Genomic DNA, 26273 nt, shown 5'->3' with positions numbered 1-26273 from the left:
ACGGATCGGGTGGCGGTGGCTGACCCGGGCTTCACCGCACGGTCGTGGGCAGTCATGGACGGTCGTGGGCAGTCATGGACGGTCGTGGACGGTCGTGGACGGCTAGGCATGGCCAGGGATGGCCACGGATGGTTCGCTCCCCGGGGTGGTGGGACGGGCCGGGTCACCGACAGGACGGGGCGGACCGGCGGGAGCGGGCCCGGCCGAGCGCGCTCACGCTGCGCCAGGAGCCCACGGAGAAGGCGGACATCGCGGACCCGATCGAGCCCACGGACGCGAACGAGCCGATCGAGCCGACGGATCCGAAGGACCCGATCGAGCCGACGGACAGGAACGAGCCGATCGAGCCGATGGAGAGGAAGGATCCGACGGACCCGATCGAGAGGATCGACCCGAGCGAGGCGAGTGACCCGAGCGACGCGAGCGACTGGGCCGATGCGTGCGACGCGATCGACGCGATCGAACCGGGTGACGCGATCGGGTCTGCGGTGCGGGAGGTCCGAGGCATGGCCCCGATCGTATCGGCGCCACGACCCCTCGGCTCAGTCCACCCGGGCCGCGAACAGCCGCTGTCCCAGCAGCCCCATCGGGTGTCCGTCCTCCGGCAGCGTGTGGACGGTCGGGCACCCCGCCGCCGCGAGGGCGGCCTGCCAGTGCTCCGCCGGGTGAGCGGTGAGGCGGCCCCGGGCGTCGCCGGTGATCAGCAGGTCGAGCTGTTCGGCGGTGGGTGCGAGCAGCAGGAGTCGGCCGCCGGGGGCGAGCAGTCGGACCAGTGCCGGGATCTCCTCCTCCGGCCGCCGGGTCGCGGTGGCGACGACGATGTCGTAGCGGCCGCCGTCCGGGGTGACGTGGTGGTCGGCGTTGGGGCGGGGCCGGGTGGCGAGGGCCCGGGCGACCGCGGTGTCGGCGCCGTCGAGGTCGAGGTCGAGTTCGAGGACGCGCAGCGGCGCCTGTCCGTCGTGGGTCTCGGCGGTGCCGCGGACCAGGGTGCCGAGGGCGGTGCCGAGGTAGCCGCGGGCGGTGGCCCAGCGGACCGGGGTGGCAGCCGGATGGGGCGTCGCCTCGCCGGTGATCAGCCGGGGGAGCCGCAGCGCGCCGCGCCGTACCCGGTCGAGGGCGGCGGCCGGCCCGAGTCCGTCGGCCCAGGCCTCGATGACCGGTCGCCAGGACTCCCGGACCTCGGCGGCGTCGAGTTCGGGCCCGCCGTGGAAGATCGCCCCTTGCGCGCCGCCGTCGTGCCGGGTGATCAGGCCGTGCCGGGCGAGCGCGTCCAGCCAGCGGGTGACGCGGGGGCGTTGGGCGGGGGTGACCATGGCGGTGGCCAGTACCTCGGCTTCGGGGTGGCCGCGCTCGGGGTCGGTGAGGACTCCGCTCTGCTGGAGGGTGAGCAGCAGGGAGGAGAGTACGGCCTGGTCGAGGTGGGTGCCGAAGTCGCGTATCTGCTCGGCGGTGACGCCGATGCTGTGCTTCCAGGCGGCGGCGGTGGCGGCTTCGGTGGCGGCGCGCAGTCGGCGGTCGGCGGCCTCGGTGTTGCTGTCGGGGGCGCGGACGTGGGCGAGGACGGCGCCGAGCGCGTCGACGGCGGCGTACACGTCCTCCTGCCGGGGCTCGGGGCCGACGTGCAGGACGAGCCGCAGCGAGCCGAGGTCGTGGGCGGCGGGGTTGTGCGCGTCGAGGTCCCGCCGGCCGACGTCGTGCGCGTCGAGGTCCCGCGAGCCGACGTCGCGCGTGCCGGGGCCAGGCCCGCCGGGCTCGTGCGCGCCGGGCCCGGGCCCGGGCTGTCGGCTGAGGCGCCAGAGCAGGGCGGAGGGCAGGCTGAGGTGGGTGGTGCGGTTGGCGGCGATGGCGGCGAGCTGCTCGTCGGGCTGCTGGTCGGGGTCGCCGCAGTGGACGGTGCCGCCGGCGAGCAGGGTGGCGAGGGCGAGTTCGACGGCGAGGTCGGTGACGGGGTGCAGCACGGTGTGGCGGATCGGCGGCGGGCCGAGGACGCCGGCCCAGTACCGCAGCCGCTGTTCGGCGGCGCGGGCGGCGGTGGGTGCCAGTGCGGCGTGTTGGGCGACGCGTTCGGCGAGGGCCCGCGGCAGGCCGCCCGGCGGGGAGATGCCGAGCAGCAGACCGATGCCGCTGATCGCGCGCCCGTCGGCGACGACGGCGGGCCGGTCGCCGAGCTCGCGCAGCGCGCTGACCAGGGCAGGAGTGGGGGGCACGGTGATCACTTCCGGGGTGCGGGGGAGAAACCGCACTACTGAACCATGCTGGTGGGGTGGGGGAGCCCGCCTGCGGGTCAAGATTCTGTAATGATTTTCATATCGGACAGCCAAGCGGGCGGCCGAGGTCGGCGTCAAGTCGACCCAAAGGTGCTGGAACCTCCCATTCCGGGAGTCCGGCGCGACCCCTTGACAGTCGGTTCGGGTACTGGATTACTGGGCCTGAGCGTGCCTGACCGAACGATCGGTAGGTTGCTCCGGATCGGCCGACCAGCGAAGGAGCGACGATGACCGGCACCGCACCCGTCCCGCGCCGACACCTCGGGGAACCGGTCCCACCCGACCTCCTGGACGCCGGCGAACGCCTGGGTGTGGACGAGCTGCGCGCCCTCCAGCTCACCCGGCTGCGGGCCACCCTGCGGCACGCGTACGACAACGTGGAGCTCTACCGCCGCAAGTTCGACGCGGCCGGCGTCCGCCCCGAGGACTGCCGCACCCTGGCGGACCTCGCCCGTTTCCCCTTCACCACCAAGGCCGACCTGCGCGAGGGCTACCCCTTCGGCATGTTCGCCGTCCCGATGGACCAGGTCCGCCGGATCCACGCCTCCAGCGGCACCACCGGCCTGCCGACCGTGGTCGGCTACACCGAGAACGACCTCTCCATGTGGGCCGACGTGGTCGCCCGCTCGATCCGCGCGGCCGGCGGCAGGCCGGGCCACAAGGTGCACATCGCCTACGGCTACGGCCTGTTCACCGGCGGCCTCGGGGCCCACTACGGCGCCGAGCGGGCCGGCTGCACCGTGATCCCGGCCTCCGGCGGCATGACGGCCCGGCAGGTGCAGCTGATCCGCGACTTCGAGCCGGACATCATCATGGTCACCCCGTCCTACCTGCTCACCCTGCTCGACGAGTTCGAGAAGCAGGGCATCGACCCGCGCGCCACCTCGCTCAAGGTGGGCATCTTCGGCGCCGAGCCCTGGACGGAGGAGATGCGGCGCGAGATCGAGGAGCGGCTCGACCTGCACGCCGTCGACATCTACGGCCTCTCCGAGGTGGTCGGCCCGGGCATCGCGCAGGAGTGCGTGGAGACCAAGGACGGGCTGCACATCTGGGAGGACCACTTCTACCCGGAGGTCGTCGACCCGTTCACCGACGAGGTGCTGCCCGAGGGCGAGGGCGGTGAACTGGTCTTCACCTCGCTCACCAAGGAGGCGCTGCCCGTCATCCGCTACCGCACCCGCGACCTCAGCCGACTGCTGCCCGGCACCGCGCGCCCGGCCTTCCGGCGGATGGAGAAGGTCACCGGGCGCAGCGACGACATGATCATCCTGCGTGGGGTGAACGTCTTCCCGACCCAGATCGAGGAGGTCCTGCTGCGCACTCCGGGCGTCGCGCCGCACTTCCAGCTGCGGCTCACCCGCGAGGGGCGGCTGGACCGGATGACCGTCCGGGTCGAGGCCCGGCCGGATGCGCCCGCCGAGCAGCGGGACGCGGCGCGGGAGGCGATCGTGCGCGCGGTGAAGGACGGGGTCGGCGTCACGGTCGCGGTCGAGGTGGTCGAGCCGTACACCCTGGAGCGCTCGGTCGGGAAGATCAAGCGGGTGGTGGACGCACGCGGGTGAACGCACCCGGCTGAACGCGTGGCAGCGCTGACCGGCAACGCTGAAGGAAGAGGTCGGAGGCGCACGGCTGTCCGGGGGGTGATGCCGTGCGCCTCCGACGTCTACAGAAATGTAGACGCTTGATCGGGGGCGAGTCCAGCCGCCTCCCCGGATACCCGTTCGGCTCACCGGAATCGTGGGCGGGGCCGATGCTTCCCAGACTCGGAGAGGAGAAGGGGGAGGACCCAACCGGAGAGGCATCCTCATGAGCATCGGGCTTCGCCGCGTCCTCGCGGTCACCGCAGCGGTTTCCCTCGGCCTGGGCGCCGCGGCCTGCGGCAGCGCCAAACAGTCCTCCGGCGGCACCACAAGCGGCGCGGCTGCGAGCGGCAGCGCCTCCGTGGGCGCCGTCCGGATCGGCCTGCTGCTGCCGGAGACCAAGACCACCCGCTACGAGCAGTTCGACCGCCCGCTGATCGAGCAGAAGATCAAGGAGCTGGCGCCGGAAGCACAGATCGACTACTACAACGCCAACCAGGACGCGACCACCCAGCAGACCCAGGTGGACACCGCCCTCACCAAGGGCGACAAGGTGCTCATCCTGGACGCGGTGGACTCCAAGTCGATCCAGTCCTCGGTCCAGAAGGCCCACGATGCGGGCGTCAAGGTGCTCGCCTACGACCGCCTGGCCCAGGGCCCGGTCGATGCGTACGTCTCCTTCGACAACCACAAGGTCGGCCAGCTGCAGGGCCAGGCCCTGGTGTCGGCGGTGGGCGGCAAGGCCAACGCCGGCCAGATCATCATGATCAACGGCTCGCCGACCGACCCCAACGCGGCCGACTTCAAGGCTGGCGCGCACAGCGCGATCGACGGCAAGCTGAAGATCGGCAAGGAGTACGACACCCCGCAGTGGGACCCGAACCTGGCCAACCAGGAGGCCGCGGCGGGCATCACCGCGATCGGCCCGGCCAACGTGGTCGGCATCTACTCCGCCAACGACGGCATGGCCGCCGGTATCGCCACCGCGCAGAAGGCGGCCGGGATCAACACTCCGCTCACCGGTCAGGACGCCCAACTCGACGCCATCCAGCGGATCGTGGCCGGCACCCAGACCATGACGATCTACAAGCCGTTCAAGCCGGAGACCGACGCCGCGGCCGAGATGGCCATCGCCATGGCTGCCGGGATGACCCCCGCACCCAGCCTCGTGCCCACGACGGCGACCAACGGCAGCAACAACAAGGTGCTGGCCAACCTGATCACCCCGATCGTCGTCAACAAGGACAACATCAAGACCACCGTGGTCCAGGACGGCCTCTACACCGTCGCCCAGATCTGCACGCCGGACTACGCCGCCGCCTGCCAGGCTGCCGGCCTCCAGTAGTCCCGCGACACCCGACACGAGTGCGCCCCGCCTCCACGACGGAGGCGGGGCAAGGGAGTTGGTCACTGTGGCAGGTGAGACCGTACTGGCCCTGCGCGGGGTCTCCAAACGGTTCGGCGCCGTCCAGGCGCTCACCGACATCGAACTGGAGGTGCACGCCGGCGAGGTGGTGGCCCTGGTCGGCGACAACGGCGCCGGCAAGTCCACCCTGGTCAAAGCGATCGCCGGGGTACACCAGCCCGACGAGGGCGTCATCGAGTGGCAGGGCAGGCCGGTGACCATCCACCGGCCGCAGGACGCCCAGCAGTTGGGCATCGCGACGGTCTACCAGGACCTCGCGCTCTGCGACAACCTCGACGTGGTCGGGAACCTCTTCCTCGGCCGCGAGATCCGGCGCTTCACCGTCCTCGACGAGGTCGCGATGGAGAAGCGCTCCCAGACGCTGCTGGACACCCTCTCCATCCGCATCCCCAGCGTGCGGATCCCGGTCGCCTCACTCTCCGGCGGCCAGCGCCAGGTGGTGGCGATCGCCCGCGCGCTGATCGGCTCGCCCAAGGTCGTGATGCTGGACGAACCCACCGCCGCCCTCGGCGTCGAGCAGACCGCCCAGGTGCTCGACCTGGTCGAGCGGCTGCGCGAGCAGGACCACGGCGTGATCCTGATCAGCCACAACATGGCGGACGTGATGGCCGTTGCGGACACCGTCGCGGTGCTGCGCCTCGGCCGCAACAACGGCGTCTTCGACAAGCACTACACCAACCAGGAAGAGATCATCTCGGCCATCACCGGCGCCACGGACAACGCCGTGACCCGCCGGAAGGCCCGTGGCCAGGAGGGTTCCGAGTGAGCGAGAACATTCCCGGGAGCCCCCCGGGCGGCGAGCCCGAACGCCACCACGTCCCGCTGCCCGAGGACAGCATGCCCACGGGCGGCGTCAACGCGCCGGTGCCGGTGGCGGCCCAAGCCACCCCCGCGGTCGACCCCCGGCTGATCGTGCGCCAGGAGGGCGTCAAGGGCTACCTCGGCGAGTTCCGCCGCCGCCTGAGCAGTGGTGAACTCGGCTCGGTGCCGGTGGTGCTGGCCCTGATCGTGATCTGGGCCGTGTTCGGAAGTCTGAACAGCAGCTTCCTGTCCGCCCAGAACCTTTCCAACCTGTCGCAGCAGATCGTCGGCACCGGCATGATCGCGATCGGCGTGGTCTTCGTCCTGCTGCTCGGCGAGATCGACCTGTCGGTCGGCTCGGTCAGCGGACTGTGCGCGGCGATCTACGCCGTCCTGAGCGTCACGGACGGCGTCAACCAGTACCTCGCGCTGCTCACCGCCCTCGTCGGCGGCGCGGTGGTCGGGTGCATCCAGGGCGTCTTCTTCGCCAAGGTCGGTGTCCCGGCCTTCGTGGTCACCCTCGCGGGCAACCTCGGCTGGAACGGCCTGATGCTGCAGATCCTCGGCAGCACCGGCACCGTCAACCTCCCCGGCACGGACATCGTCTCCCGGCTCTACAGCACCATCTACGGCCAAGAGATCGCCGCCTACGGCACGGCGGCGATCGGCGTCCTGCTGTTCCTGGGCGCCTCGCTGTTCGACGCCCGCCGGCGCCAGGCCGCGGGCGTCCCGTCCCGCCCGATGACCGACATCGTGCTCAGGACCGTCCTGCTGGCGATCGTCGGCTTCCTCGCCGCCTACACGCTCAACCAGTACAAGGGGCTGCCGCTCGCGCTGCTGATCTTCCTGATCTTCATCGTGGTGCTGGACTTCGCTCTGCGCCGCACCTCCTACGGCCGCCAGGTGTTCGCGCTCGGCGGCAACATCGAGGGCGCCCGGCGCGCGGGCATCAACGTGGCCTGGATCCGGATCACCGTGTTCACCATCTGCTCCACGATGGCGGCGGTCGGCGGCCTGTTCCTGGCCGCGCAGATCCAGTCAGCCAGCCAGACCTCCGGCGGCGGCAACCTGCTGATGAACGCCATCGCGGCCGCCGTCATCGGCGGCACCAGCCTGTTCGGCGGGCGCGGCAAGACCTGGTCCGCGCTGCTCGGCGCGCTGGTGATCGGCTCGATCCAGTCCGGGATGAACATCCAGGGCCTGAGCAACGCCATCCAGTTCATGATCACCGGTGCGGTGCTGCTGGCCGCCGTCGTGGTCGACTCGCTGGCCCGGCGCACCCAGAAGGCCGCCGGCCGGGCGTGAGTACCGTGGCGGCGGCGTCAGCACCCCCGCGCGGGCGGTTGGGGGCCCGCGCGGGCGTGAGCACCGCCGCGCGGGCTCTATGCTGCGGACATGCCGAGTGAGCTGCGTACTCTTCAGCCGGTCGAAGACCTCGCCTTCATCCGGCGCGAGACCGAGCTGAAACCCGTCCCCTTCGTGCCCGAGATCAGCCTGCACATGGCCGAGGACGCCATCGCCCTCTGGGAGACCACCGAGCGGGCGCGCGGGCAGGCCGGACTGCCGCCGCCGTTCTGGGCCTTCGCCTGGGCGGGCGGCGTGGCCGTCACCCGCTACGTGCTGGACCACCCCGACCTGGTGGCGGGCCGAACGGTGCTGGACGTCGCCGCCGGGTCCGGACTGGTCGGGGTGGCCGCCGCGCTGCGCGGCGCGACCTCGGTGCGCGCCGCCGAGATCGACGCCTACGCGGTGGCCGCGATCGGCCTCAACTCCGAGGCCAACGGGGTACGGGTGGACGGCGCCCTGGTCGACCTGGTGGACGGGGACGGCGCCCCCGCCGAGGTGGTGCTCGCGGGCGACGTCTTCTACGAACGGGCCATGGCCGCCCGCTTCCTGCCCTTCCTGGAACGGGCCGCCGCGCGCGGCGCCACCGTCATCGTCGGCGACCCCGGCCGTGCCTACCTGCCACGGGAGCGGTTCACGGCGGTGGCGGCGTACCAGGTGCCGGTGGTCGCGGACCTGGAGGACACCGCCGTCAAGACCACCACGGTGTGGCGGCTCGGCTGACGGCTCGGCTGACGGTACCTCCGGCGGGGGCGGCCCTTCCCCGGCCTTTCCCCGGCGCGTCCGGCCCGCGGAATTCCCGGCGCAGCGGCGGGAACGGCTGCTAGACAGGCCCGCATGACCGACCAGATCGCCCTGCGCCCCGCCGCCCCCGACGAGATCCCTGCCCTGCTCGCCCTCTGGGCCAGAGCAGCCAAGGGCACCAGCATCACGGACGACGAGGCGGGCGTGGCCGCGCTGCTCGCCCGCGACCCCGCGTGCCTGATCGTCGCCACCCCCGCCGACGACCCGGCGACCCTCCTCGGCACCGTGATCGCCGGCTGGGACGGCTGGCGCTGCCACCTGTACCGCCTCGCCGTCGACCCCGAGCACCGCCGCCGGGGCATCGGCGCGGCCCTGCTGGCCGCCGCCGAGGAGCGCTTCGTCGCGCTCGGCGGCCGCCGGATCGACGCCATGGTGCTGGACGACAACGCCCTCGGCCACCGCACCTGGCAGGCCGCCGGCTACCGGCCCGAGCCGCAGTGGAGCCGTTGGGTCAAGCCGCTGGAGGCCTGACCCGGTCCGGCGTCACGCACAACCCCGCCCCGGGGTTCTACCGGCTCTGCTTCACCGCCCGCCAGTCCAAGGAGGTCGTGGAGGCGGTGGCCCGGGTGGGCACGGCGCTGGGCAAGCTGAAGTGACCGGTGCGCGGCACCCGGGGCGGGTTCCCCGGGTGCCGCGCTGCCGTTTTCAGCCGTGTTGTCGTTCTCAGCCGTGCGGGCGCTCGACGGCGCGGGCGTTTCAGCCGCGCAGGGCGGCCAGCCAGGCCTCGACCTCGTCGGCGCGGCGGGGGAGGGCGGTGGAGAGGTTCTCGTTGCCGTCCTCGGTGACCAGGATGTCGTCCTCGATCCGCACGCCGATGCCGCGGTACTCCTCCGGCACCGTCAGGTCGTTCTGCTGGAAGTAGATGCCCGGCTCGACGGTCAGCACCATGCCCGGCTTCAGCGGGCCGTCCACGTGGACCTCGGTGAGGGAGTGGGCGCAGTCGTGCACGTCGATGCCCAGCATGTGGCCGGTGCCGGCCAGGGTGAAGCGGCGGTGCAGGCCCAGCTCGTACACCTTGTCGGCGGTCAGGTCGCCGAACAGGCCCCAGGAGGTGAGGTGTTCGGCGAGCTCGCGCTGGGCGGCGCGGTGGAAGTCGCGGAAGTCCGCGCCCGGCTTCACCGCGGCGATGCCGGCCTCCTGCGCCGCGAACACGGCGTCGTAGACCTTGCGCTGCAGGTCGGTGAAGCGGCCGCTGACCGGCAGGGTGCGGGTGATGTCGGCGGTGTACAGGTGGTTGGTTTCCACGCCCGCGTCGAGCAGCAGGAGGTCGCCGGGCTTGGCGTGGCCGTCGTTGCGCACCCAGTGCATGGTGGTGGCGTGCGGGCCGGACGCGGCGATGGTGCCGTACCCGACGTCGTTGCCCTCGACCCGGGCCCGGACGAAGAAGGTGCCCTCGATCAGCCGCTCCGCCGTCTCGGTGTCGGTGCCGAGGACGCGCACCACGTCCTCGAAGCCGCGGGCGGTGGCCGCGCAGGCGAAGCGCAGCTCGGCGATCTCGAACTCGTCCTTCACCAGACGCAGTCCGGACAGGAAGACCTCGAACTCCTCGTCCCGCGCGGCGACCGCCCGGCCCGCCAGGGCCGCCTCCACGCCCGCGTCGTGGCGGCGCAGCACGCGCACCGGGCCGGTCGCCGCGCGCAGGTCGGCGTGCACCGCGCGCACGTCCCGGCAGGTCAGGCCGAGCAGCTGCTCGCTCTCGGTCAGGCTGTTGCGGCGGCCGTCCCACAGCTCGCCGTGGGTGTCCAGCCAGAACTCGCCGTTGTCGACCTCCGAGCGGTTGCGCAGGTAGAGGACGGCGGTGTGCCCGCTCTCACCGGTGGGCTCCAGCACCAGCACCGCGTCCTGGGACTGGTCGCCGGTCAGGTAGGCGTAGTCGGAGGACGGGCGGAACGGGTAGTCGGTGTCGTTGGCCCGCACCTTGGGGTTGCCGGACGGGACCACCAGCAGCTCGCCGGGGAAGGCGGCGGACAGCTCGGCGCGGCGGCGCGCGGTGTGCACCGCCTGCGGGACCGGCTCCAGGGCGGTGCGCTCGGTGTCGGCCCAGCCCTGCTTCATGTTCTCGGCGAGTTCGTCCGTGACGCCGCGCGTGAGGCCGTTCTTCCGGTACTTGATGGTGTCGGCGGGCTCGGTCACTACGGTCTCCTGGCGAGGGTGGTGGACGGCGGTGGAGGAGTGGTGGGCGGCGGTGGAAGGCGGCGGAGGGGTGGTGGATGCGACGTGCTTCGCTACGCTGCCTCGTCCGTCGGCACGCGTCCCGTACGGTATATCGAACAAGTGCCGGGAGAGAAGAGGTCGAGCGTGAACGACGCCGAGGAATCCGTCCGGGGCGTGCTCGCCGCCAACCTGAAGCGGGTGCGGGCACAGCGCGGGCTGTCCCTGTCCGAGCTGTCCCGGCGGGCCGGAATCGGCAAGGCCACGCTCTCCCAGCTGGAGTCCGGGGCCGGCAACCCCACCCTGGAGACCGTGCTCGGACTCTCCCGGGAGCTCGGCGTGCCCATCTCCGACCTGGTGGAGGCGCGGCCCGCCGACGAGGTGACCGTGGTGCGGGCGGCCGACGCCGAGGTGCTGAGCGGCCGGGGCGTCGACCTGCGCCCGCTGCGCCGGATCGAAGCCGGGGACGTGGTGTTCGAGGTCTACGACCAGCAGGTACGCACCGACGGCACCCAGATCTCCGGCGGCCACATCGGTACGGAGCACACCATCGTCCAGGCCGGCCGACTGCGGGTCCGGGCGGGCCGCCGCGAGGTCGAACTCGGCCCCGGCGACTACGTCGGCTTCGACGCCACGCTGCCGCACTCCTACACCGCCGTGGGCGGCGAGCCGGTCCGCTCGGTGCTCCTGCTGCAATACCGCGCGGAGCAGCGGCTGCACCTCGCCGACGCGGCGGACGAGCCGGCCCTGCAGTCCGTGTCGCGGCCCGCGCTGGGATCGGCGTCCGGGCCCTCGCTCGGGCACCGGCACTGATCGGCTGCGGGTCGGTGCCCGAGCCGCATTGTTCGGAATACCGAACGAGGTGCTCCGGCCCCCACTCCCCTCGTGGTGGGGGCCGGAGCGGGACTCCGCCCCGCCGATCCGCGCCGATCCGCGCCGACCCGGGAGAGCATGCCAAGCGCGGCGGGCGGGCGGCCATGCATTAGCCTCTGGGCCTAATGGTCAAGAACGGGCCAGGTCACAGTGGTTGCAAGAGCCGGGGGAGGGTTCGTGATCACACTGAGGTTCGGGGTCGCGGACCTCGCGAAGACCCGGTTCGTCATCTCACCGCTCGACCACCTGATGACCGGAGCCGCGCGCCTCGGCGTGCACGACTGCGTCGGGCTGCGCAGCGAACGCTGGTGGCGGGGGGTCCGCCGCCATGTGCCGCACCGGGCCGGGCGCTTCCTCGACCTCGTCAACGCGAGCGCGATCGGCGTTCCCAGCTTCATGGCAGCGGACCTCGACGCCGTGCGCCGGCAGCTGACCGACGAGCTCGACGCGATCCTCGCCGTACCGCAACAGGCCGTCGAGCAGGACCTCGCGATGTTCGGCAGCGAAACCGAACTCCCCACCGCCCTCGCCCGGTTGCGCGACGACGGCACCCGGGGCCTGCGCGAGGTCAGCGACGGTGCCTGGGCACTGTTCCGCTCCTGCCTCGCCCCGGACTGGCCCGAGATCCGCCGCGTCCTGGAAGCCGACATCGCCGCCCACAGCCGCACCACCGGTCGTTCCGGGATCGGCGCGATGCTCGACTCGCTGCACCCGAACGCGGTCTGGCGGGACGAGGGAGTGCTGGAGTGCACCATCGCCGATCTGGACGGCACCTTCGAACTGGGCGGCCGGGGCCTGGAACTGCGACCCAACTACTTCCTCCAGCACGGCATCGGCCTGCTGGCCGACCAGAACCGCCAGAGCGTGCTGCTTCACCCGGTCGGCGCCCCGACTGCCGAGCCGCCGTCCCGTCCGCCGACCGCAGACGGCCTCGCCGCCGTCCTCGGCCCCGCCCGGGCCCGCGTCCTGCGCGCCATCGCGGGCAGCCCCTGCTCCACCACCGAACTCGCCCACCAACTCGGCGTCACCCCGCCCTCCGCCTCCGCGCACGCTGCCGCCCTGCGCGGAGCCGGCCTGATCGTCACCCAGCGCCAGGGCAAACAGGTCCGCCACACCCTGACCGATGTCGGCCACGACCTCCTCGTCGACAACCCGGCACCCCCGGCCCCCGCCGCCTGACCGCACGGCCGGGCACCCACACGGTAGGCCGGTACGAGAGACGGGGGACTTGCCGGGCATCAATCGGTTCGCCACTCCTCTCCTCGCCTTCCTCCCCCGTATGTGAACGGTGAGGAAATGGTCGGTGAATTGTTCCTCCGCCGGGGTTCGCGTCCGACCAGCCTCATTGGGCTTGCTGTGCGCGACGGCGCGGTGCTTTCGGCGTCCGGTGCCCCGGTGTGCGCGGTGGGCCCGGCGGGGCGTCAGGCCTGCGTACGGGCCATGAGTGCTCTTGCGGGACGCGGCTCCGGCTGACACGATCCGGTGGCCGGTCCGTCGGCCGCCCCCGGGGAAATCCGGGACCGGCGCCGGGCGATGATCGGCGAACCACTGCCGGCCGCCGCCGGTCCGGGCATCATGGGCCGCGACGGGACGTTCGCGGAACAGGCGGAACAAGGAGTCGACCGATGAGAAGGCCGATGATGGAGTTCGGCTGCGCGACCTGTTACGGCGAGGACGCGCAAGCCGTGTGGCGGGGGCAGCGGGAAGGGTTCGAGCAGGAGAGCGAGGTGGTGGACGGCTCGCACTTCTCGGTCGACGTCCGGCGCTGCCGGGCCTGCGCGCAGCGGTTCGTCTGGATCTTCACCGAGTCCGTCGACTGGATGGGCGGGGACGACGCCCAGTACGTGACGGTCATGCCGCTCACCACCGCCGAGGCCACCGGCCTGGTATCCGGCACACTGCGCCCGCACGACCTGGGCGCCCTCGGCCGTGACCGCCGCCGCCTGGAGCACGACTGGCCCACCGGCGGCCCGGCCGGCCTCCACTGGAACTCCGGCACGTTCAGGGTCGCGGAAGCCAGCTGAGGCCTGCTGAGGCCCGCTGAAGCCCCGGCCCGGCCTGCGGAAATGCCTGTCGGAATAATGGGCCCCTGGGGACGACCGCGGGGACCAGGGGGACGGGATGAGCGAAGCGATCAGCGAGTTCGGCTGCGCGCTGTGCTACGGCGAGGACGCGCGGGAGGCGTGGGAGCGTCAGGGCGACGGGTTCGAGCGCGAGGCGGAGGTCGTCGACGACTCGCACTTCTCCGTCGCCGTCCGGCGCTGCCGGGCCTGCGCGCAGCGGTTCGTCTGGATCTTCACCGAGTTCATCGACTGGCGGGGCGGCGACGACGCGCAGTACAACACCATCATGCCGCTGACCGACGCCGAGGCCGCCGGCCTGGTATCCGGCAGCCTGCGCCCCCTCGACCTGGGCGCCCTCGGCCACAACCGCCGCCACCTGAACCAGGACTGGCCCAGTGGCGGGCCGGCCCGCCTGGGGTGGAAGACCGGCCCGTTCATGGTCCGGGAAGGCGGCTGAGGCATCAGGGCACCGTCGTCGTGTTGATCGGCTGTCTACCGACTCCTGCGAGGGTTCGGACGCTTGGTCGGACACGAGTAAGGAGCGTCCTCAGTGGGTCGAAAGGTTGTTGTCCGCGCGGTGGTTGCCGGTGCGGCGGTCCTGGCGTCGGTGATGGGTGCCGTCGCCGTGGTCGCGGGAGATCCCGGGCGGCACGGCTCGGCGGCCGAGCCGCCGGTGCAGGCCTGCGGCGGGTCGGCCGACGTGCACTGTCTGGCGAGCACGGTCGCGTGGAACGGGACCGGCCTTGTGATCGTCATTCCTCGCAGCAGGTGAGGGCGCGATCGGCGGTGGCCAGCGCGGTCAGCAGCAGCTTCGCGTCGGCGGACTCAGGAGCGCTCAGCCGGCTGAGTAGCAGGTGGGCCTCCGCCTCGTGATGCCGCGCCGCGCGGTGGTCGCCACGGGCGGTCATCGCATTGGCCGACACCAGGTGGGCGAGGGCGCGTTCGCGCTGTCGCCCGCCTTCCGTCGCCAGGGCCAGTGCCCGCTCCGCCTCCTGCACGGCCTCGTCGACCCGTCCGAGCAGGCGCAGGAGGTCGGCCAGGCGGCTGCGGGCCGCCGACTCGCGGTCCAGGTCGCGGGCGGGGTTCGCGCAGTCGATGCAGGAACGCATCTGCGCGGCGGCGTCGTCGAGTCGGTCCAGCACCTGGTAGGCGAGGCCGAGGACGTAGTGCACGTACGCGGTCATCGCGGGGTCGGAGGTTCCGCCGGCGGGTTCGGCGAGGAGCAGTCGGCAGGTCTTTGCCGCGGTTGCCGCGTGGCCGCTGCGGATCCGGGACAGGGCCGCGTTCGCGGTGCTCGCCACCTCGCCCGAACGGTGGCCGAGCCGCCGGGCGAGAGCCGCCGCCTCGTCGAACGCGGCGATCGCCTCCTCGTGCCGCCCCTCGGCTTGCGCGATCAGGCCCAGGTCGTTCAGCGCCTGCCGGAGAACGGGCAGGTCGGCGGCGTCCTGGCAGGCCTGTGCGGCCTGGCGGGCCTGTGTGCCTGCCTCGTCCAGCCGGGCACGGGCCAGCAGGATCGTGCCCAGGAGGAACCGGGAGCGGCCCTCCGCGGCGCGATCGCCGGATGCGACGGCGGCGGTGATGAGGAGGCGGGCGGCCTCCTCCGCGCGGCCGCCGAAGGCGCCCAGGCCGAGCGGGCTGAGGGCGATCAGCAGGTCGATGGCCGATCGCACGGCGGTGCCGCATTCCGCATCGCGCAGGGCGGCGGTGGCGACGGCGGCCGCGAGTGCCACGGCGCCGGGTGTCTCGGTCCGTGCCCACCGGCGGGCGTCCGCCAGGTCGCTGAAGGGTGATCGGGCGGGCGGGCGCAGGGTCGCCGGTGGGGTGGGCTGGGGGCTCGACGGGGAGGGCGGCTGTGGGCTCGGCCGGGGGGTCGCCGGCGGGCTCGGCTCGCCGAAGACGTCGGCCACGGGGTCGCCGGGTACGGCGAGGGCGAAGGCCGTCCGGGCGCGGCCGAGCAGCAGGGTCAGCAGCCGGTGGTGGGCCGAGGTCCGCTCGTCGTCGCCGAGCCGCAGGGAGGCTCGGCGGGCGAAGGCACGCACCAGGTCGTGGAAGCGGTAGCGACCGGCGCTCATCGACTCCAGCAGCGCCTGGTCGACCAGCGATTCGGCGAGCCGCTCCGCCTGGTCCTCCGTCAGGGCGAGGACCGCGGCCGCCGACGCGAGGCCGATGTCCGGTTCCACCCAGGAGAGCAGCCGGAAGGCCGTCGCCAGGGGTGGTGGGAGCAGGCGGTAGCTGAGGTCGAAGACCTGCTCGATGGCGAGGTCGCTCGTGCGGAGCGCGGCGATGCCCTCACGGTCCTCGGCCAGGCGCTGGACGAGATCGGCGATCGGTTGGCGTGGAGTCGCGGCGAGTCGGGCTGCGGCGATCCGTACGGCCAGGGGGAGCCGGCCGCAGGCCTCGACCAGCAGCTCGGCCTGGCCGCTCTGCGCGGACCGGCGCGCCGTGCCGATGACGGAGTCGAGCAGGCCGATCGCCTCGTGCTCGCTGAACACGTCCAGCGGAACGTTCAGGACCGACGGCACGCTGTAGAGCACCGTCCGGCTGGTGACCACGACCGCGCAGTCCGACGAGCCGGGGAGCAGGGGCTGGATCTGGGCGTCGTCGCGTGCGTTGTCGAGGAGGATGAGAAGTCGCTTGCCGGCGCTGGCGGTTCGGAAGAGGGCGGACCTGCCCGCGAGGTCCTTGGGTACGGCTGACGGCCGGACGCCCAGCGTGGTCAGGAACTCCGCGAGGATGTCGGACGGGCTGGCAGGGACCAGGTCGGCGCCCCGCAGGTCCGCGTACAGGCTGCCGTCGGGGAAGTCGGGGCTCACGGTGCGCGCGGCCTGCACGGCGAGGGCCGTCTTCCCGACCCCGGCCATGCCGGTCACGGTCACCAGCCGCAGGCCCGGACCGGTCTGTGCGGTCAGGGCTTGGCCGATCTGGGCGACGTGGTCGTGTCGGCCGGTGAAGTACGGTGGTGCCGGGGGGAGTTGGTCCGGTGCTCCGCTTCCGTCGAGCTCGTGGAACAGGGCGGCGAGCTCGGGCCCCGGCTCGATCCCCAGGTGGTCCACCAGCCGCGAGTGCAGCGCGTCGTAGACCGCGCGGGCCTCGGGCGTGCGGGACAACCGGTGCAGTGCGCGGATGAGCAGACCTTGCAGGCGCTCGCGGAACGGGTGGGCGTCGGCGAGTGCTTCAAGCTCCGGCAGGTAGGCGGCGGGATCGGCGATCGTCACGTCGAGGGCGAGGCGCTCCTCCAGGAGCGTGAGACGCAGCTCCGAAAGCCGTTCCCGCTCGCGCTGCATGAGCGGCCCCGGCAGGTCGAGGAGCGGTTCCCCGTGCCATAGCGACAGCGCTTCCGCCAGGAGACCCCGGGCACGCTCCGGCTGCTCGGTGAAGCACTTCCCGGCCAGCTCCTGCAGCTGTTTGACCCGCGACAGGTCGACGCGGTCCGCGTCGATCGCCAACCGGTACCCGCCGGCCTGGGACAGCAGGACGGTGGGCGTCTCACGCACCGGCTCCAGGAGCTTGCGCAGCTGCGAGATGTACGACCGCAAGGTGACGACGGGCGAACCGGGCGGCCGGTCGCCCCAGAGGTCGTCGGTCAACTGATCGACCGTCACAACCGCGTCGGGCCGCAACAGAAGTGCGGCCAACACCGCCCGCTGCCGCGGAGTCCCGAGATCGAGGGCGGTACCGGCGCGCTGCACTCGCAGCGCGCCGAGCACCGCGAAGCTCAGCGGCACCGGAGTTGAGGATAAGTCAGATTGCACCGGAGTCGCCTGCCTTGACGCCGGCGAGGAACGACTGCCACTGCCACACGCTGTGCGAGGACTTCGGCCAGGACCTGGGCGTGACCAGCGCGATGGGAGACACGGCGTGGAACTCCTTGGGGCGGGTACGGAATGAGAGCCAATCGTAAGTCCTTGCGAGGGCACGGATCCGGCTCTTTCCTCGCGCTCAGTCTTTGCGTTCACGCCTCGTCGAGGTGGGGAACCGGACGAGGCCGTGGATGAGCATCGCGGCTCCGAGGCCGTAGCTGTAGGCGCCGGAGCTGAGGGTGTCGAAGCCCCGTGCCATGGCAATCCTGTCCAGGTAGTAGAGAAACAGCCCGGTATTGAGGACGGCGGCGAGAGCGTGTACGTACCGGGGCCAGCGTGGGACGGGAAGCGTGCGGGTGCGGCGTGAGAGGAACAACGCTGCCGCGCAGGTGCCGACGCCGAGTGCGACGGCCGCGACGACCGGCCAGGAGCCGCGGGCCAGGCTCGTGATGGCGACCGATGACCCTTCGACCGGGGGCAGGACCGTGGCGAGTGCCAGTGCCGCGATGGCAATCCAGAAGGGGAAGACGTTGCGGACCGGTGGGGCCGCGCCCGCGGGCGGCGTGACCGGCGGAGAGACCACTGGAGAGACCGTCGGAGCGGCCACGGCGCCGGGCATCGGGTGGGCGACCGGTGGCGGACGCCAGGCGGTGATCGGCGGAGCGGGTGATCCGGTACCGCCCCACCTGCCGCGGATCGGTTGGTTGCAGCTCGTCCGCCAGGATCTCCCCTCGCCCACGCCGGTGTGCCCCCGACTCAGCGTGATTACACACCAACTGGGGCCGCACCGGGCCGACAAGGGCAGTCGGTGCTCTGGATCCGGAGCCGACGCGTGCGGGCGTCGAGCGGGTTCGACGCCCGCGCCGGATCGTACGGTTCTCAGCTGTCGTTGAGGGCGTAGCTGCGGAAGGTGGCGAGCAGGGGCAGGACTTCGGTCCTGCCGGGGTCTTCGGTGACGGCCCGCATCGCGTCGATCACGGTGTGCGCGATGATCTTGGTGATGGCGAAGTCTTCCGGGTCGGCGAGGGTGCCCCAGGCCTTGAGGGTCTGGGTGAGCAGGGCGCTCATCCGGGCGCCGATGTTGGAGCTGACCGCATCGGAGATCTCGGCGAGTTCCTCGTCGCTCATGGTGGAGCGCAGCCCGAAGGCCAGCGCCATCAGCGTGTCCATCGCGTGTTCGCCGTACGCGGCGACCAGCGCCGGCAGCGGCTGTTCCTGGGCGCTGCCCGCCGCCAGGGCGGACAGCGCCTCGTCGTCGTCCTTCCACGCCGCCTCCAGGGCGGCCAAGGCCCGCAGGGCCTCGTCCACGGTGAGCCCGTCTGTCATGGAAGGAACGGTATTGAGCCGTAGTGCCCGTACCCATGGTTCGGGCGCAGAGATCACACCTTCGAGCGAAGCCGGGCCTATTCGGGCTGGTGGAGGTGTGCGAAGTGCTCCGCGTTCCAGCTGCCGCCCAGCTCGGGGGCGAGGGAGGTGCGGGCGATGGCGGTGAAGTCCTCGGCCGAGCCCGCGCGTTCCGGCAGGGCGCCGAGCAGGGGGGCGCCGGCGGAGCGCGGCAGGTCGGCGAGGTTGCAGCGTTCGGCGAGGCCGGGGGCGGCGGGCCAGGAGCCGACGAGGACGCCCGTGAGGGGGAGTTCGCGCGCCGCCAGGGCCTCCGCCGTGAGGGAGACGATGTTGAGCGTGCCGAGTCCGGCGGAGGCGATGAGCAGGACCTCGGCGTCGAGTCCGGCGTCGAGGACGGCCCGGGCCTGGTCGGCGAGGGTGCGGCCCTCGTCGTCGTAGCGGACCAGCAGGCCGCCGGCGCCCTCGACCAGCACCAGGTCGTGCGTGGCGGCGAGTTCGGCGACCTCGGCCACCACCTCGGCGGGGGAGAGGTACGGCATCCCGGCCCGCCGGGCGGCGGTGTCGGGGGCCAGCGGCTCGGGGTAGCGGACGAGCTCGCGGAGCGTCAGTTCGCCTGCCAGGCGGGCGACTTCAGCGGCGTCGCCCGGCTCCTCGGCGGTCACACCGGTCTGGCCCGGCTTGAGCACGGCGACCCTGCGGCCGACCTGTAGCGCCGCCGAGGCGACAGCCGCCGTGGCGACGGTCTTGCCGACGTCCGTGTTCGTCCCGGTCACGAAGAGGATGCGCGCGCTCATCCCGCCACCGCCGCGGCGGTCACGGCGGCAGCGATCCGTGCCACGTCCTCGTCCTCCGTCACGTAGGGGGGCATCGTGTAGATCAGGTCGCGGAAGGGGCGTAGCCAGACGCCCTCCCGGGCGGCCGCCTCGGTCGCCGCCGGGACGTTCACCGGGTGGTCCAACTGGACGACGCCGATGGCGCCTTGGACCCGTACGTCGTGGACACCCGGCACCGTCGCGGCTGCCGCGAGGCCGTCGCGCAGCCCGCCCTCGATGCGCTTGACCCGCACCGCCCAGTCCTGTCCGAGCAGGAGGTCCAGCGAGGCGTTGGCGGCGGCGCAGGCCAGCGGGTTGCCCATGAAGGTCGGGCCGTGCGCGAGCACCGGCATCTCGCCGCGGCTGATCCCGTCGGCGATCTCGCCGGTGCACAGTGCGGCGGCCAGGGTCAGGTAGCCGCCGGTGAGGGCCTTGCCGAGGCACATCACGTCCGGGGAGACGCCCGCGTGGTCGGCGGCGAACAGGGCGCCGCTGCGGCCGAATCCGGTGGCGATCTCGTCGAAGACCAGCAGCACCCCGTACCGGTCGCAGAGTTCGCGCAGCATCCGCAGGTAGGCGGGGGAGTGGAACTGCATGCCGCCCGCGCCCTGGACCACCGGCTCGACGATGACGGCGGCCAGCTCGTCCGCGTGACGCGACATCAGCTCCTCGAACTGCGCGGCGTATTCGGCGTCGAGCGGGGCGTCGAACCCGGCCGGCGGCTGCGGCGCGAAGAGCTGGCCGGGCAGCACCCCGCCCCACAGGTGGTGCATCCCGCCGTCCGGGTCGCAGACCGACATCGGGTGGAAGGTGTCGCCGTGGTAGCCGCCGCGCCAGGTCAGCAGCCGGCGCTTGCCCGGCCGCCCGATCGACTGCCAGTACTGCAGGCACATCTTCATCGCGACCTCGACCGAGACCGAGCCCGAGTCGGCGAGGAAGACGTGCTGCAGCGGCTCAGGGGTGATCTCGACCAGCCTGGCGGCCAGCCGCACGGCGGGCTCGTGGGTGAGCCCGCCGAACATCACGTGGCTCATCCGCCCCAGCTGCTCGCGTACGGCCTCGTCCAGCACCGGGTGCCGGTAGCCGTGGATCGCCGCCCACCAGGACGACATCCCGTCGACCAGCTCGCGCCGGCCGCCCGCGACCGGTTCGGCCAGGCGCAGCCGTACGCCCGACGCGGACTCGACCACGTACGGGGTGACGGTGCCGGGCATCGGCCCGTACGGGTGCCAGACGTGGGCGCGGTCGAGGGTGAGCAGCGTGTCCGCGGACAGCTGGGGCATGGTGGGCGACTCTCCAGAGCGGTGGAACGGTCAGGCGTTGGGCGCGAGTTCGGTGCCGGCGCCGCGTCGGCGGACCTTGACGAGGTCGCTGCGGAGCTCGTCGTCCTCCGAGCCGTCCGGGGTGGCGGGCTCGGCCGGGGCGGTGGTGGCCTCCGCCGGGGCGTGGGAGTGGCCGCCGCACGGGCCGCAGCCGCCGCCGCTGCCGCAGGCCGAGGCTGCGGTGCCGCAGCCTCCGGTGGCCTGGGCCGCGTCGGCGATGTCGGCGCGGTGGCGCGGCAGGGTGGCCTCGCCGGCGCCCTCGACCTCGAAGCCGGCGTCCTTGATCATGTCGAGGTCGGCCTGACCGGCCTGGCCCTCGCTGGTCAGGTAGTCGCCGAGGAAGATCGAGTTGGCGATGTGCAGGCCGAGCGGCTGCATCGTGCGCAGGTGGACCTCGCGGCCGCCGGCGATCCGCACCTCGGTGTCCGGGTTGACGAAGCGGACCATCGCCAGGATACGCAGGCAGCGCTGCGGGGTCAGGTTCCACTCCTTGGCGAGCGGGGTGCCCTCGAAGGGGATCAGGAAGTTGACCGGAACGGAGTCCGAGCCGAGCTCGCGCAGCGCGAACACCACGTCGACCAGGTCCTCGTCGCTCTCGCCCATGCCCGCGATCAGGCCGGAGCAGGCGGACAGGCCCGCGCCGTGGGCCTTCTGCACGGTGTCCACCCGGTCCGCGTAGGTGTGGGTGCTGGTGATGGCCCCGTAGGTGCTCTCGGAGGTGTTGAGGTTGTGGTTGTAGGCGTCAGCGCCGGCCGCCTTGAGCCGCTCCGCCTGGTTGTCGGAGAGCAGGCCGAGGCAGACGCAGATCTCGACCGCGGGGTCGGCGTCCTTGATGGCGGCCATCGTGTCGGTGACCCGGTCGATGTCGCGGTCCGTCGGGCCGCGGCCGCTGGCCACCAGGCAGACCCGCTTGGCGCCGCCGGCCACCCCGGCGCGGGCGGCGTCGGCGGCCTGGTCCGGCTTGAGCCAGGTGTACTTGAGGATCTCGGCCTTGGACCCGAGCCGCTGCGAGCAGTACGAGCAGTCCTCCGGGCAGAGCCCGCTCTTGAGGTTCACCAGGTAGTTGAGCTTGACCCGGCGGCCGAACCAGCGTCGGCGCACCTTGCCGGCCGCGGCGACCACGTCGAGCAGCTCGTCGTCGGTGGTGGCGAGGACGGCCAGGGCCTCCTCGCGGGTCGGGACGTCGCCGCGCAGGCCCTTGGCGGTGAGGGTATCGAGCAGATCCATGGGGCGATCCTGCCTGCTGGTGATCGAGCGGCGCCAGAGCAAACCCGCCAGAAGATCGGTGTGAGGATGTGCCGATTGCCACAGTGTCGAAGGTCACGGCTCCGCCGCTGGTCACGAGCTTGACGCGGACGCCGGACGAAGGTTACCGGCGGGTAGCGGTCGGGGGTGGACGGGCCGTACGGGAGCGGAGCGCAAGCCCGGCGCGGACGATGATCCACAACCCCCGCCCCCGTGACCCACGCCACCCCCGGGATGCTTAGAATCTGCGCCATGACCACGCAGGGGGAGCGCACCCCGACTCCGGGAGAAGGCCGGGAAGGCCGGGCAGGGCAGGAAGACCGGGCAGGCCAGGCGGGACAGCAGGTCGCCGAGGGGGCCGGTCCCAGGCGGGGCCGACGGCTGACCGGCCGTCGGGCGGTGGGCTGGGTCGTCGTGGTCGGCGTGGTCGTGGCCGGCGGATGGATCATCACCCGCCCGATGCCCGGCGACTACATACCCGGGCTCGGCCCGTCCGCCAAGGACGCCGCGAAGACGCCGCCGGTGGTGGGCTCCCCGCCGCCGCGCACCGACCCCGAGGGCCTCAACGTCGACAACTTCTTCCCGGCCCAGCGCCCGGTCGAGGTCGGCACCTTCAAGGCCCGGCGCAACGGGGCCCGGCAGGGCGACAACTGCGCCGAGGTGCTCCAGGACCGCGCCCAGGACCCGCTGAAGGACAGCGGCTGCCAGGCGTACCTGACCGTGAGCTTCACCGGCCAGGACCGCCCGGTGCTCAGCAACGTCACCTTGCTGCGCTTCCCCGACCAGGCCTCCGCCGTCAAGGCCGCCGAGGCCCTGCGGGCCAAGCCCGGATCGGTCGCCTTCATCCTCGCGGACGCCACCGCCGCCCCCGCGCAGCCCGCCGGCGCCAACCCGGGCGGCGACCCGCGGGTCGAGGCGGTCGGGCACTACGTGACGGTCACCGGCTCGCGGACCGGCGACGGCCGCCCGGCCGCCTCCACCCCGAGCAGCACGGGCGCGCCCGCCACGGGGGCACCCGCCGCCGGGACTCCGACGCCGACCGGCTCGGCAGCGCCCAGCACCGAGCAGACCCTGGACGAGGCCACCCGCGCGCTCTCCTACGCGGCGGGCTCGGCGTTCGTCTGGATGTGACCGGCCCGTTCGTTGGATGTGACGGGCCCCGCTCGTGGCCCCTTCCGTCCGGACGGGCCCGCCGAGGGTGAAAGCCGAAGGGGGCCCGGAAAACCGGACCCCCTTCGCTGTTGACGATCCGTCAGCCGCCGAGCCGGTCCACCGCGGTCACCCGCACCACCGCCCGGCCCTCCTCGTCCGAGCCGAACAGGTCCACCTCGGCGCTGATGCCCCAGTCGTGGTCGCCCTCCGGGTCGTCGAAGATCTGCCGGACCCGCCAGGCGGAGTCCTCCTCCTCGATGATCAGCATCTTCGGGCCGCGCGCGTCCGGGCCGGTGCTCAGGTCGTCGTACTCGTCCCAGTACCCGTCCATGGCGTCCGCCCAGCGGTCCGCGTCCCAGCCGTACTCGCCGTCCAGCGCCGCGAGCTCCTCGTAGTGCTCCAGCGCGCACAGCTCGACCCGGCGGAACATCTCGTTGCGGACCAGCACCCGGAAGGCGCGCGCGTTGGCCGTGACCGGCGCCGGCTTGTCGTCCAGCCGCACCTCGGCGGCCTGCGGATCGGTCGGGTTGGCCAGCTGCTCCCACTCGTCCAGCAGGCTCGAGTCGACCTGGCGGACCAGCTCGCCGAGCCACGCGATGACGTCCTTGAGGTCGTCGGTCTTCACGTCCTCGGGGACGGTCTGCTCCAGCGCCTTGTACGCGCCGGCCAGGTAGCGCAGCACGATGCCCTCGGTGCGCGCCAGCTCGTAGAAGCCGACGTAGTCCGAGAAAGTCATCGCCCGCTCGTACAGGTCGCGGACCACCGACTTCGGCTGCAGCTGGTGGTCGCCGATCCACGGGTGCGCCCCTCGGTACACCTCGTAGGCGTGGGTGAGCAGCTCCTCCAGCGGCTTCGGGTAGGTGATCTCCTGGAGCCGCTCCATCCGCTCCTCGTACTCGATGCCGTCCCGCTTCATCTCGCCGACCGCCTCGCCGCGCGCCTTGTTCTGCTGCGCGGCGAGGATCTGGCGCGGGTCGTCGAGGGTCGCCTCGACGACGGAGACGACGTCCATCGCGTACGACGGCGAGGTCGGGTCGAGCAGCTCGAAGGCGGCCAGCGCGAAGGTCGACAGCGGCTGGTTGAGCGCGAAGTTCTCCTGCAGGTCCAGCGTGAGCCGGACGATCCGGCCGTCGGCGTCGGGCTCCGGCAGCCGCTCCACCACACCGCCCTGCAGCAGCGAGCGGTAGATGGCGATCGCGGTGCGGATGTGCCGGCGCTGCGCCACCTTGTCCTCGTGGTTGTCGGTGAGCAGCTTGCGCATCGCCTCGAAGGCGTTGCCCGGGCGGCCGATCACCGACAGCAGCATCGCGTGGGTCACCTTGAACCGGGACACCAGCGGCTCCGGGTCGGCGCCGATCAGCCTCTCGAAGGTCTCCTCGGTCCAGCCGACGAAGCCCTCCGGCGCCTTCTTGCGCACCACCTTGCGCTTCTTCTTCGGGTCGTCCCCGGCCTTGGCGATCGCCTTGTCGTTCTCGATCACGTGCTCCGGCGCCTGCGCCACCACCTGGCCGACGGTGTCGAAGCCGGCCCGGCCGGCCCGCCCGGCGATCTGGTGGAACTCGCGGGCACGCAGGATGCGCACCCGGGTGCCGTCGTACTTGGACAGGGCCGTGAACAGCACCGTGCGGATCGGCACGTTGACGCCGACACCCAGCGTGTCGGTGCCGCAGATCACCTTCAACAGGCCCGCCTGGGCGAGGCGTTCGACCAGTCGGCGGTACTTCGGCAGCATGCCCGCGTGGTGCACGCCGATGCCGTGGCGCACGTAACGGGACAGGTTGCGGCCGAACTTGGTGGTGAAGCGGAAGTTGCCGATCAGGTCGGCGATAGCCTCCTTCTCCGCCTTCGAGCACATGTTGATGCTCATCAGCGACTGCGCCCGCTCCACCGCCTCCTTCTGCGTGAAGTGCACGACGTAGACCGGCGCCTGGCCGGTCTGCAGCAGCTCCTCGAGCGTGTCGTGCATCGTGGTGCGGCGGTACTCGTAGAACAGCGGCACCGGGCGGGTCGCGTTGCGGACCACCGTCGTCGGACGGCCGGTCCGGCGGGTCAGGTCCTCCTCGAAGCGGCGGACGTCGCCGAGCGTCGCCGACATCAGCAGGAACTGCGCCTGCGGCAGCTCCAGCAGCGGGATCTGCCAGGCCCAGCCGCGGTCCGCCTCGGCGTAGAAGTGGAACTCGTCCATGACCACCTGGCCGATGTCCGCCCGCGTGCCGTCGCGCAACGCGATCTGGGCGAGCACCTCGGCGGTGCAGCAGATGATCGGCGCGGTCGGGTTCACACTCGCGTCGCCGGTCATCATGCCGACCTGCTCGGTGCCGAACATCTTCACCAGGTCGAAGAACTTCTCCGACACCAGCGCCTTGATCGGTGCGGTGTAGAAGGTCCGCTGCCCCTCCGCCAGCGCCGCGAAGTGCGCCCCCGCCGCCACCAGGCTCTTGCCCGACCCGGTCGGCGTCGCCAGGATCACGTTGTTCCCCGACACCAACTCGATCAGCGCCTCTTCCTGCGCCGGGTACAGCGTGATCCCCCGCTCCTCCGCCCAGGCGGCGAACGTCTCGTACAGCGCGTCGGGCGTGGCGGGCTTCGGCATCAGATCAAGGAGGGTCACCCGGCTATCTTGCCTGCTCGCGGCCACCCCGGGCAAAGCCCGGGGCTAGGAGGGGACGCGCGGGGCGGCGGCGGGCAGCTGCACGGTGTTGCGGCACTCGTACGCGGTCGCGGCGGCCCGGCCGACCTTCAGGGCGATGTCCGCGTACGCCTGCCCCACCCCAGCCGGGGAGGTGCCGTCGATGTGGTCCCCGCTGACCTGCACGCCGACGTAGGGCGGCGCGGCGCGGCCGGTGTCCGGCTGCGTGCCCTGGAAGTCGCACGACACGTAGAGCCGGACTCTGTCGTGGTTCACGATCCAGCCGGTCGCACCGGGCCCGAAATCCAGCGGGGTGACCGAGCCGAGGCGGGCGTCGCTCGCGCGGTCCGCGTCGACCCCGTTCCACGGCGGCCTGATGTCCACGTCGAGCAGGAAGGCGCCGCCCGTCCACATGACGGTGCAGCGGTAGTCGCGGTCCCCGGACTCGGGCTTCTCGAGGGTGGCGATCTCCCGGGCCGGCTTGGGCTCGACGGCCTTCCCGTCCGGGCCGGCCAGCGGCTTCAGATCGTTCTCGTCCACGAGCGACCAGCACGCGTGCTCCGGCAGGTCCGCGGACTGCCACGGCTTCCACGCCCACAACCCCCCACCGACCGCCGCTGAGTGAACGACACGGGGCTTGTGTCCCGAAGCTGTGCCGAG

General features: G+C 72.4%; 23 protein-coding genes. 12 read left to right on the top strand and 11 right to left on the bottom strand.

The window, feature by feature from the left end:
• Nucleotides 1–163 precede the first annotated feature (163 nt).
• Both ACIBEC_RS17210 and ACIBEC_RS17205 read right to left on the bottom strand, forming a co-directional pair.
• Nucleotides 164–508 carry a hypothetical protein gene (locus tag ACIBEC_RS17210; RefSeq protein WP_360503992.1) on the bottom strand — a complete coding sequence of 115 codons (345 nt, stop codon included), beginning with the start codon at nt 506–508 and terminating at the stop codon, nt 164–166.
• A 34-nt stretch (nt 509–542) separates the two neighbouring features.
• Nucleotides 543–2207: a hypothetical protein gene (locus ACIBEC_RS17205; protein ID WP_360503994.1), complete on the bottom strand. Its 1665-nt coding sequence runs from the start codon at nt 2205–2207 to the stop codon at nt 543–545.
• Between the two features lie 287 nt (nt 2208–2494).
• Here ACIBEC_RS17205 and paaK point away from each other — a divergent pair, with 287 nt between their 5' ends.
• From paaK to ACIBEC_RS17170, 7 genes are all read left to right on the top strand, one after another.
• Complete coding sequence (paaK, locus tag ACIBEC_RS17200; RefSeq protein WP_360503996.1) at nt 2495–3829, top strand: phenylacetate--CoA ligase PaaK; 1335 nt, start codon at nt 2495–2497, stop codon at nt 3827–3829.
• A 244-nt stretch (nt 3830–4073) separates the two neighbouring features.
• The gene (locus tag ACIBEC_RS17195; protein WP_360503998.1) at nt 4074–5192 is read left to right on the top strand and encodes a substrate-binding domain-containing protein; all 1119 of its coding nucleotides are present in this window, start codon (nt 4074–4076) and stop codon (nt 5190–5192) included.
• Nucleotides 5193–5259: 67 nt separating this feature from the next.
• Nucleotides 5260–6039: an ATP-binding cassette domain-containing protein gene (locus ACIBEC_RS17190; protein ID WP_396287959.1), complete on the top strand. Its 780-nt coding sequence runs from the start codon at nt 5260–5262 to the stop codon at nt 6037–6039.
• 71 nt (nt 6040–6110) lie between these two features.
• A complete protein-coding gene (locus ACIBEC_RS17185) occupies nt 6111–7379 on the top strand; it encodes a sugar ABC transporter permease (RefSeq protein ID WP_360504020.1) in 1269 nt (422 codons plus the stop codon).
• Between the two features lie 90 nt (nt 7380–7469).
• Entirely contained in the window at nt 7470–8141 is a 672-nt protein-coding gene (locus tag ACIBEC_RS17180; protein ID WP_360504002.1) for a 50S ribosomal protein L11 methyltransferase, read from the top strand.
• Between the two features lie 114 nt (nt 8142–8255).
• Nucleotides 8256–8693: a GNAT family N-acetyltransferase gene (locus ACIBEC_RS17175; RefSeq protein WP_360504004.1), complete on the top strand. Its 438-nt coding sequence runs from the start codon at nt 8256–8258 to the stop codon at nt 8691–8693.
• On the top strand, nt 8669–8818 hold the full coding sequence (locus ACIBEC_RS17170) for a hypothetical protein (RefSeq protein WP_360504006.1): 150 nt from the start codon (nt 8669–8671) through the stop codon (nt 8816–8818). Before ACIBEC_RS17175 ends, ACIBEC_RS17170 begins: the two co-directional genes overlap by 25 nt.
• Before the next feature lie 100 nt (nt 8819–8918).
• Here the strand turns inward: ACIBEC_RS17170 and ACIBEC_RS17165 are convergent, their stop codons facing one another.
• Nucleotides 8919–10355: an aminopeptidase P family protein gene (locus tag ACIBEC_RS17165; protein ID WP_360502852.1), complete on the bottom strand. Its 1437-nt coding sequence runs from the start codon at nt 10353–10355 to the stop codon at nt 8919–8921.
• A gap of 165 nt (nt 10356–10520) precedes the next feature.
• Here ACIBEC_RS17165 and ACIBEC_RS17160 point away from each other — a divergent pair, with 165 nt between their 5' ends.
• From ACIBEC_RS17160 to ACIBEC_RS17145, 4 genes are all read left to right on the top strand, one after another.
• Nucleotides 10521–11186, top strand: coding sequence for an XRE family transcriptional regulator (locus tag ACIBEC_RS17160; RefSeq protein WP_360502855.1), 666 nt, complete (start codon nt 10521–10523; stop codon nt 11184–11186).
• A 237-nt stretch (nt 11187–11423) separates the two neighbouring features.
• Nucleotides 11424–12425, top strand: a complete 1002-nt coding sequence (locus ACIBEC_RS17155) for a winged helix-turn-helix domain-containing protein (protein ID WP_360502858.1) — start codon at nt 11424–11426, stop codon at nt 12423–12425.
• Between the two features lie 446 nt (nt 12426–12871).
• A complete protein-coding gene (locus ACIBEC_RS17150) occupies nt 12872–13270 on the top strand; it encodes a hypothetical protein (RefSeq protein ID WP_360502861.1) in 399 nt (132 codons plus the stop codon).
• 97 nt (nt 13271–13367) lie between these two features.
• Nucleotides 13368–13766 carry a hypothetical protein gene (locus ACIBEC_RS17145; protein ID WP_360502864.1) on the top strand — a complete coding sequence of 133 codons (399 nt, stop codon included), beginning with the start codon at nt 13368–13370 and terminating at the stop codon, nt 13764–13766.
• 295 nt (nt 13767–14061) lie between these two features.
• Here ACIBEC_RS17145 and ACIBEC_RS17140 read toward each other — a convergent pair whose 3' ends face one another.
• The 6 genes from ACIBEC_RS17140 to bioB form a co-directional block, all read right to left on the bottom strand.
• A complete protein-coding gene (locus ACIBEC_RS17140) occupies nt 14062–17034 on the bottom strand; it encodes a BTAD domain-containing putative transcriptional regulator (RefSeq protein WP_360502866.1) in 2973 nt (990 codons plus the stop codon).
• A 214-nt stretch (nt 17035–17248) separates the two neighbouring features.
• On the bottom strand, nt 17249–17692 hold the full coding sequence (locus tag ACIBEC_RS17135) for a hypothetical protein (protein ID WP_360502868.1): 444 nt from the start codon (nt 17690–17692) through the stop codon (nt 17249–17251).
• A gap of 296 nt (nt 17693–17988) precedes the next feature.
• On the bottom strand, nt 17989–18435 hold the full coding sequence (locus tag ACIBEC_RS17130; RefSeq protein WP_360502871.1) for a hypothetical protein: 447 nt from the start codon (nt 18433–18435) through the stop codon (nt 17989–17991).
• Between the two features lie 77 nt (nt 18436–18512).
• A complete protein-coding gene (gene bioD / locus ACIBEC_RS17125; RefSeq protein WP_360502874.1) occupies nt 18513–19247 on the bottom strand; it encodes a dethiobiotin synthase in 735 nt (244 codons plus the stop codon).
• Nucleotides 19244–20548 (bottom strand): adenosylmethionine--8-amino-7-oxononanoate transaminase, encoded by a 1305-nt coding sequence (locus tag ACIBEC_RS17120; RefSeq protein ID WP_360502877.1) that lies wholly within the window; start codon nt 20546–20548, stop codon nt 19244–19246. The genes bioD and ACIBEC_RS17120 overlap by 4 nt, the downstream gene beginning before the upstream one ends.
• Before the next feature lie 30 nt (nt 20549–20578).
• Nucleotides 20579–21814, bottom strand: a complete 1236-nt coding sequence (gene bioB, locus ACIBEC_RS17115; protein WP_360502880.1) for a biotin synthase BioB — start codon at nt 21812–21814, stop codon at nt 20579–20581.
• 270 nt (nt 21815–22084) lie between these two features.
• Here bioB and ACIBEC_RS17110 point away from each other — a divergent pair, with 270 nt between their 5' ends.
• Nucleotides 22085–22963: a hypothetical protein gene (locus ACIBEC_RS17110; protein ID WP_360502883.1), complete on the top strand. Its 879-nt coding sequence runs from the start codon at nt 22085–22087 to the stop codon at nt 22961–22963.
• 121 nt (nt 22964–23084) lie between these two features.
• Here the strand turns inward: ACIBEC_RS17110 and ACIBEC_RS17105 are convergent, their stop codons facing one another.
• A complete protein-coding gene (locus tag ACIBEC_RS17105; RefSeq protein ID WP_396287965.1) occupies nt 23085–25577 on the bottom strand; it encodes a DEAD/DEAH box helicase in 2493 nt (830 codons plus the stop codon).
• Between the two features lie 63 nt (nt 25578–25640).
• A complete protein-coding gene (locus ACIBEC_RS17100; RefSeq protein WP_360502889.1) occupies nt 25641–26153 on the bottom strand; it encodes a hypothetical protein in 513 nt (170 codons plus the stop codon).
• Nucleotides 26154–26273 lie beyond the last annotated feature (120 nt).

Origin of the sequence: Kitasatospora sp. NPDC051164 (assembly GCF_044455625.1) — a bacterium.
GTDB lineage: Bacteria > Actinomycetota > Actinomycetes > Streptomycetales > Streptomycetaceae > Kitasatospora.
This window is presented reverse-complemented; position numbering and strand designations above follow the sequence as displayed.

Coding starts and splice junctions, on each gene's coding strand:
- ACIBEC_RS17210 (WP_360503992.1), bottom strand. CDS start 508: ATGCCTCGGACCTCCCGCACCGCAGACCCGATCGCGTCACCCGGTTCG.
- paaK (WP_360503996.1), top strand. CDS start 2,495: ATGACCGGCACCGCACCCGTCCCGCGCCGACACCTCGGGGAACCGGTC.
- ACIBEC_RS17195 (WP_360503998.1), top strand. CDS start 4,074: ATGAGCATCGGGCTTCGCCGCGTCCTCGCGGTCACCGCAGCGGTTTCC.
- ACIBEC_RS17185 (WP_360504020.1), top strand. CDS start 6,111: ATGCCCACGGGCGGCGTCAACGCGCCGGTGCCGGTGGCGGCCCAAGCC.
- ACIBEC_RS17180 (WP_360504002.1), top strand. CDS start 7,470: ATGCCGAGTGAGCTGCGTACTCTTCAGCCGGTCGAAGACCTCGCCTTC.
- ACIBEC_RS17175 (WP_360504004.1), top strand. CDS start 8,256: ATGACCGACCAGATCGCCCTGCGCCCCGCCGCCCCCGACGAGATCCCT.
- ACIBEC_RS17150 (WP_360502861.1), top strand. CDS start 12,872: ATGAGAAGGCCGATGATGGAGTTCGGCTGCGCGACCTGTTACGGCGAG.
- ACIBEC_RS17145 (WP_360502864.1), top strand. CDS start 13,368: ATGAGCGAAGCGATCAGCGAGTTCGGCTGCGCGCTGTGCTACGGCGAG.
- ACIBEC_RS17130 (WP_360502871.1), bottom strand. CDS start 18,435: ATGACAGACGGGCTCACCGTGGACGAGGCCCTGCGGGCCTTGGCCGCC.
- bioD (WP_360502874.1), bottom strand. CDS start 19,247: ATGAGCGCGCGCATCCTCTTCGTGACCGGGACGAACACGGACGTCGGC.
- ACIBEC_RS17120 (WP_360502877.1), bottom strand. CDS start 20,548: ATGCCCCAGCTGTCCGCGGACACGCTGCTCACCCTCGACCGCGCCCAC.
- bioB (WP_360502880.1), bottom strand. CDS start 21,814: ATGGATCTGCTCGATACCCTCACCGCCAAGGGCCTGCGCGGCGACGTC.
- ACIBEC_RS17110 (WP_360502883.1), top strand. CDS start 22,085: ATGACCACGCAGGGGGAGCGCACCCCGACTCCGGGAGAAGGCCGGGAA.
- ACIBEC_RS17105 (WP_396287965.1), bottom strand. CDS start 25,577: ATGCCGAAGCCCGCCACGCCCGACGCGCTGTACGAGACGTTCGCCGCC.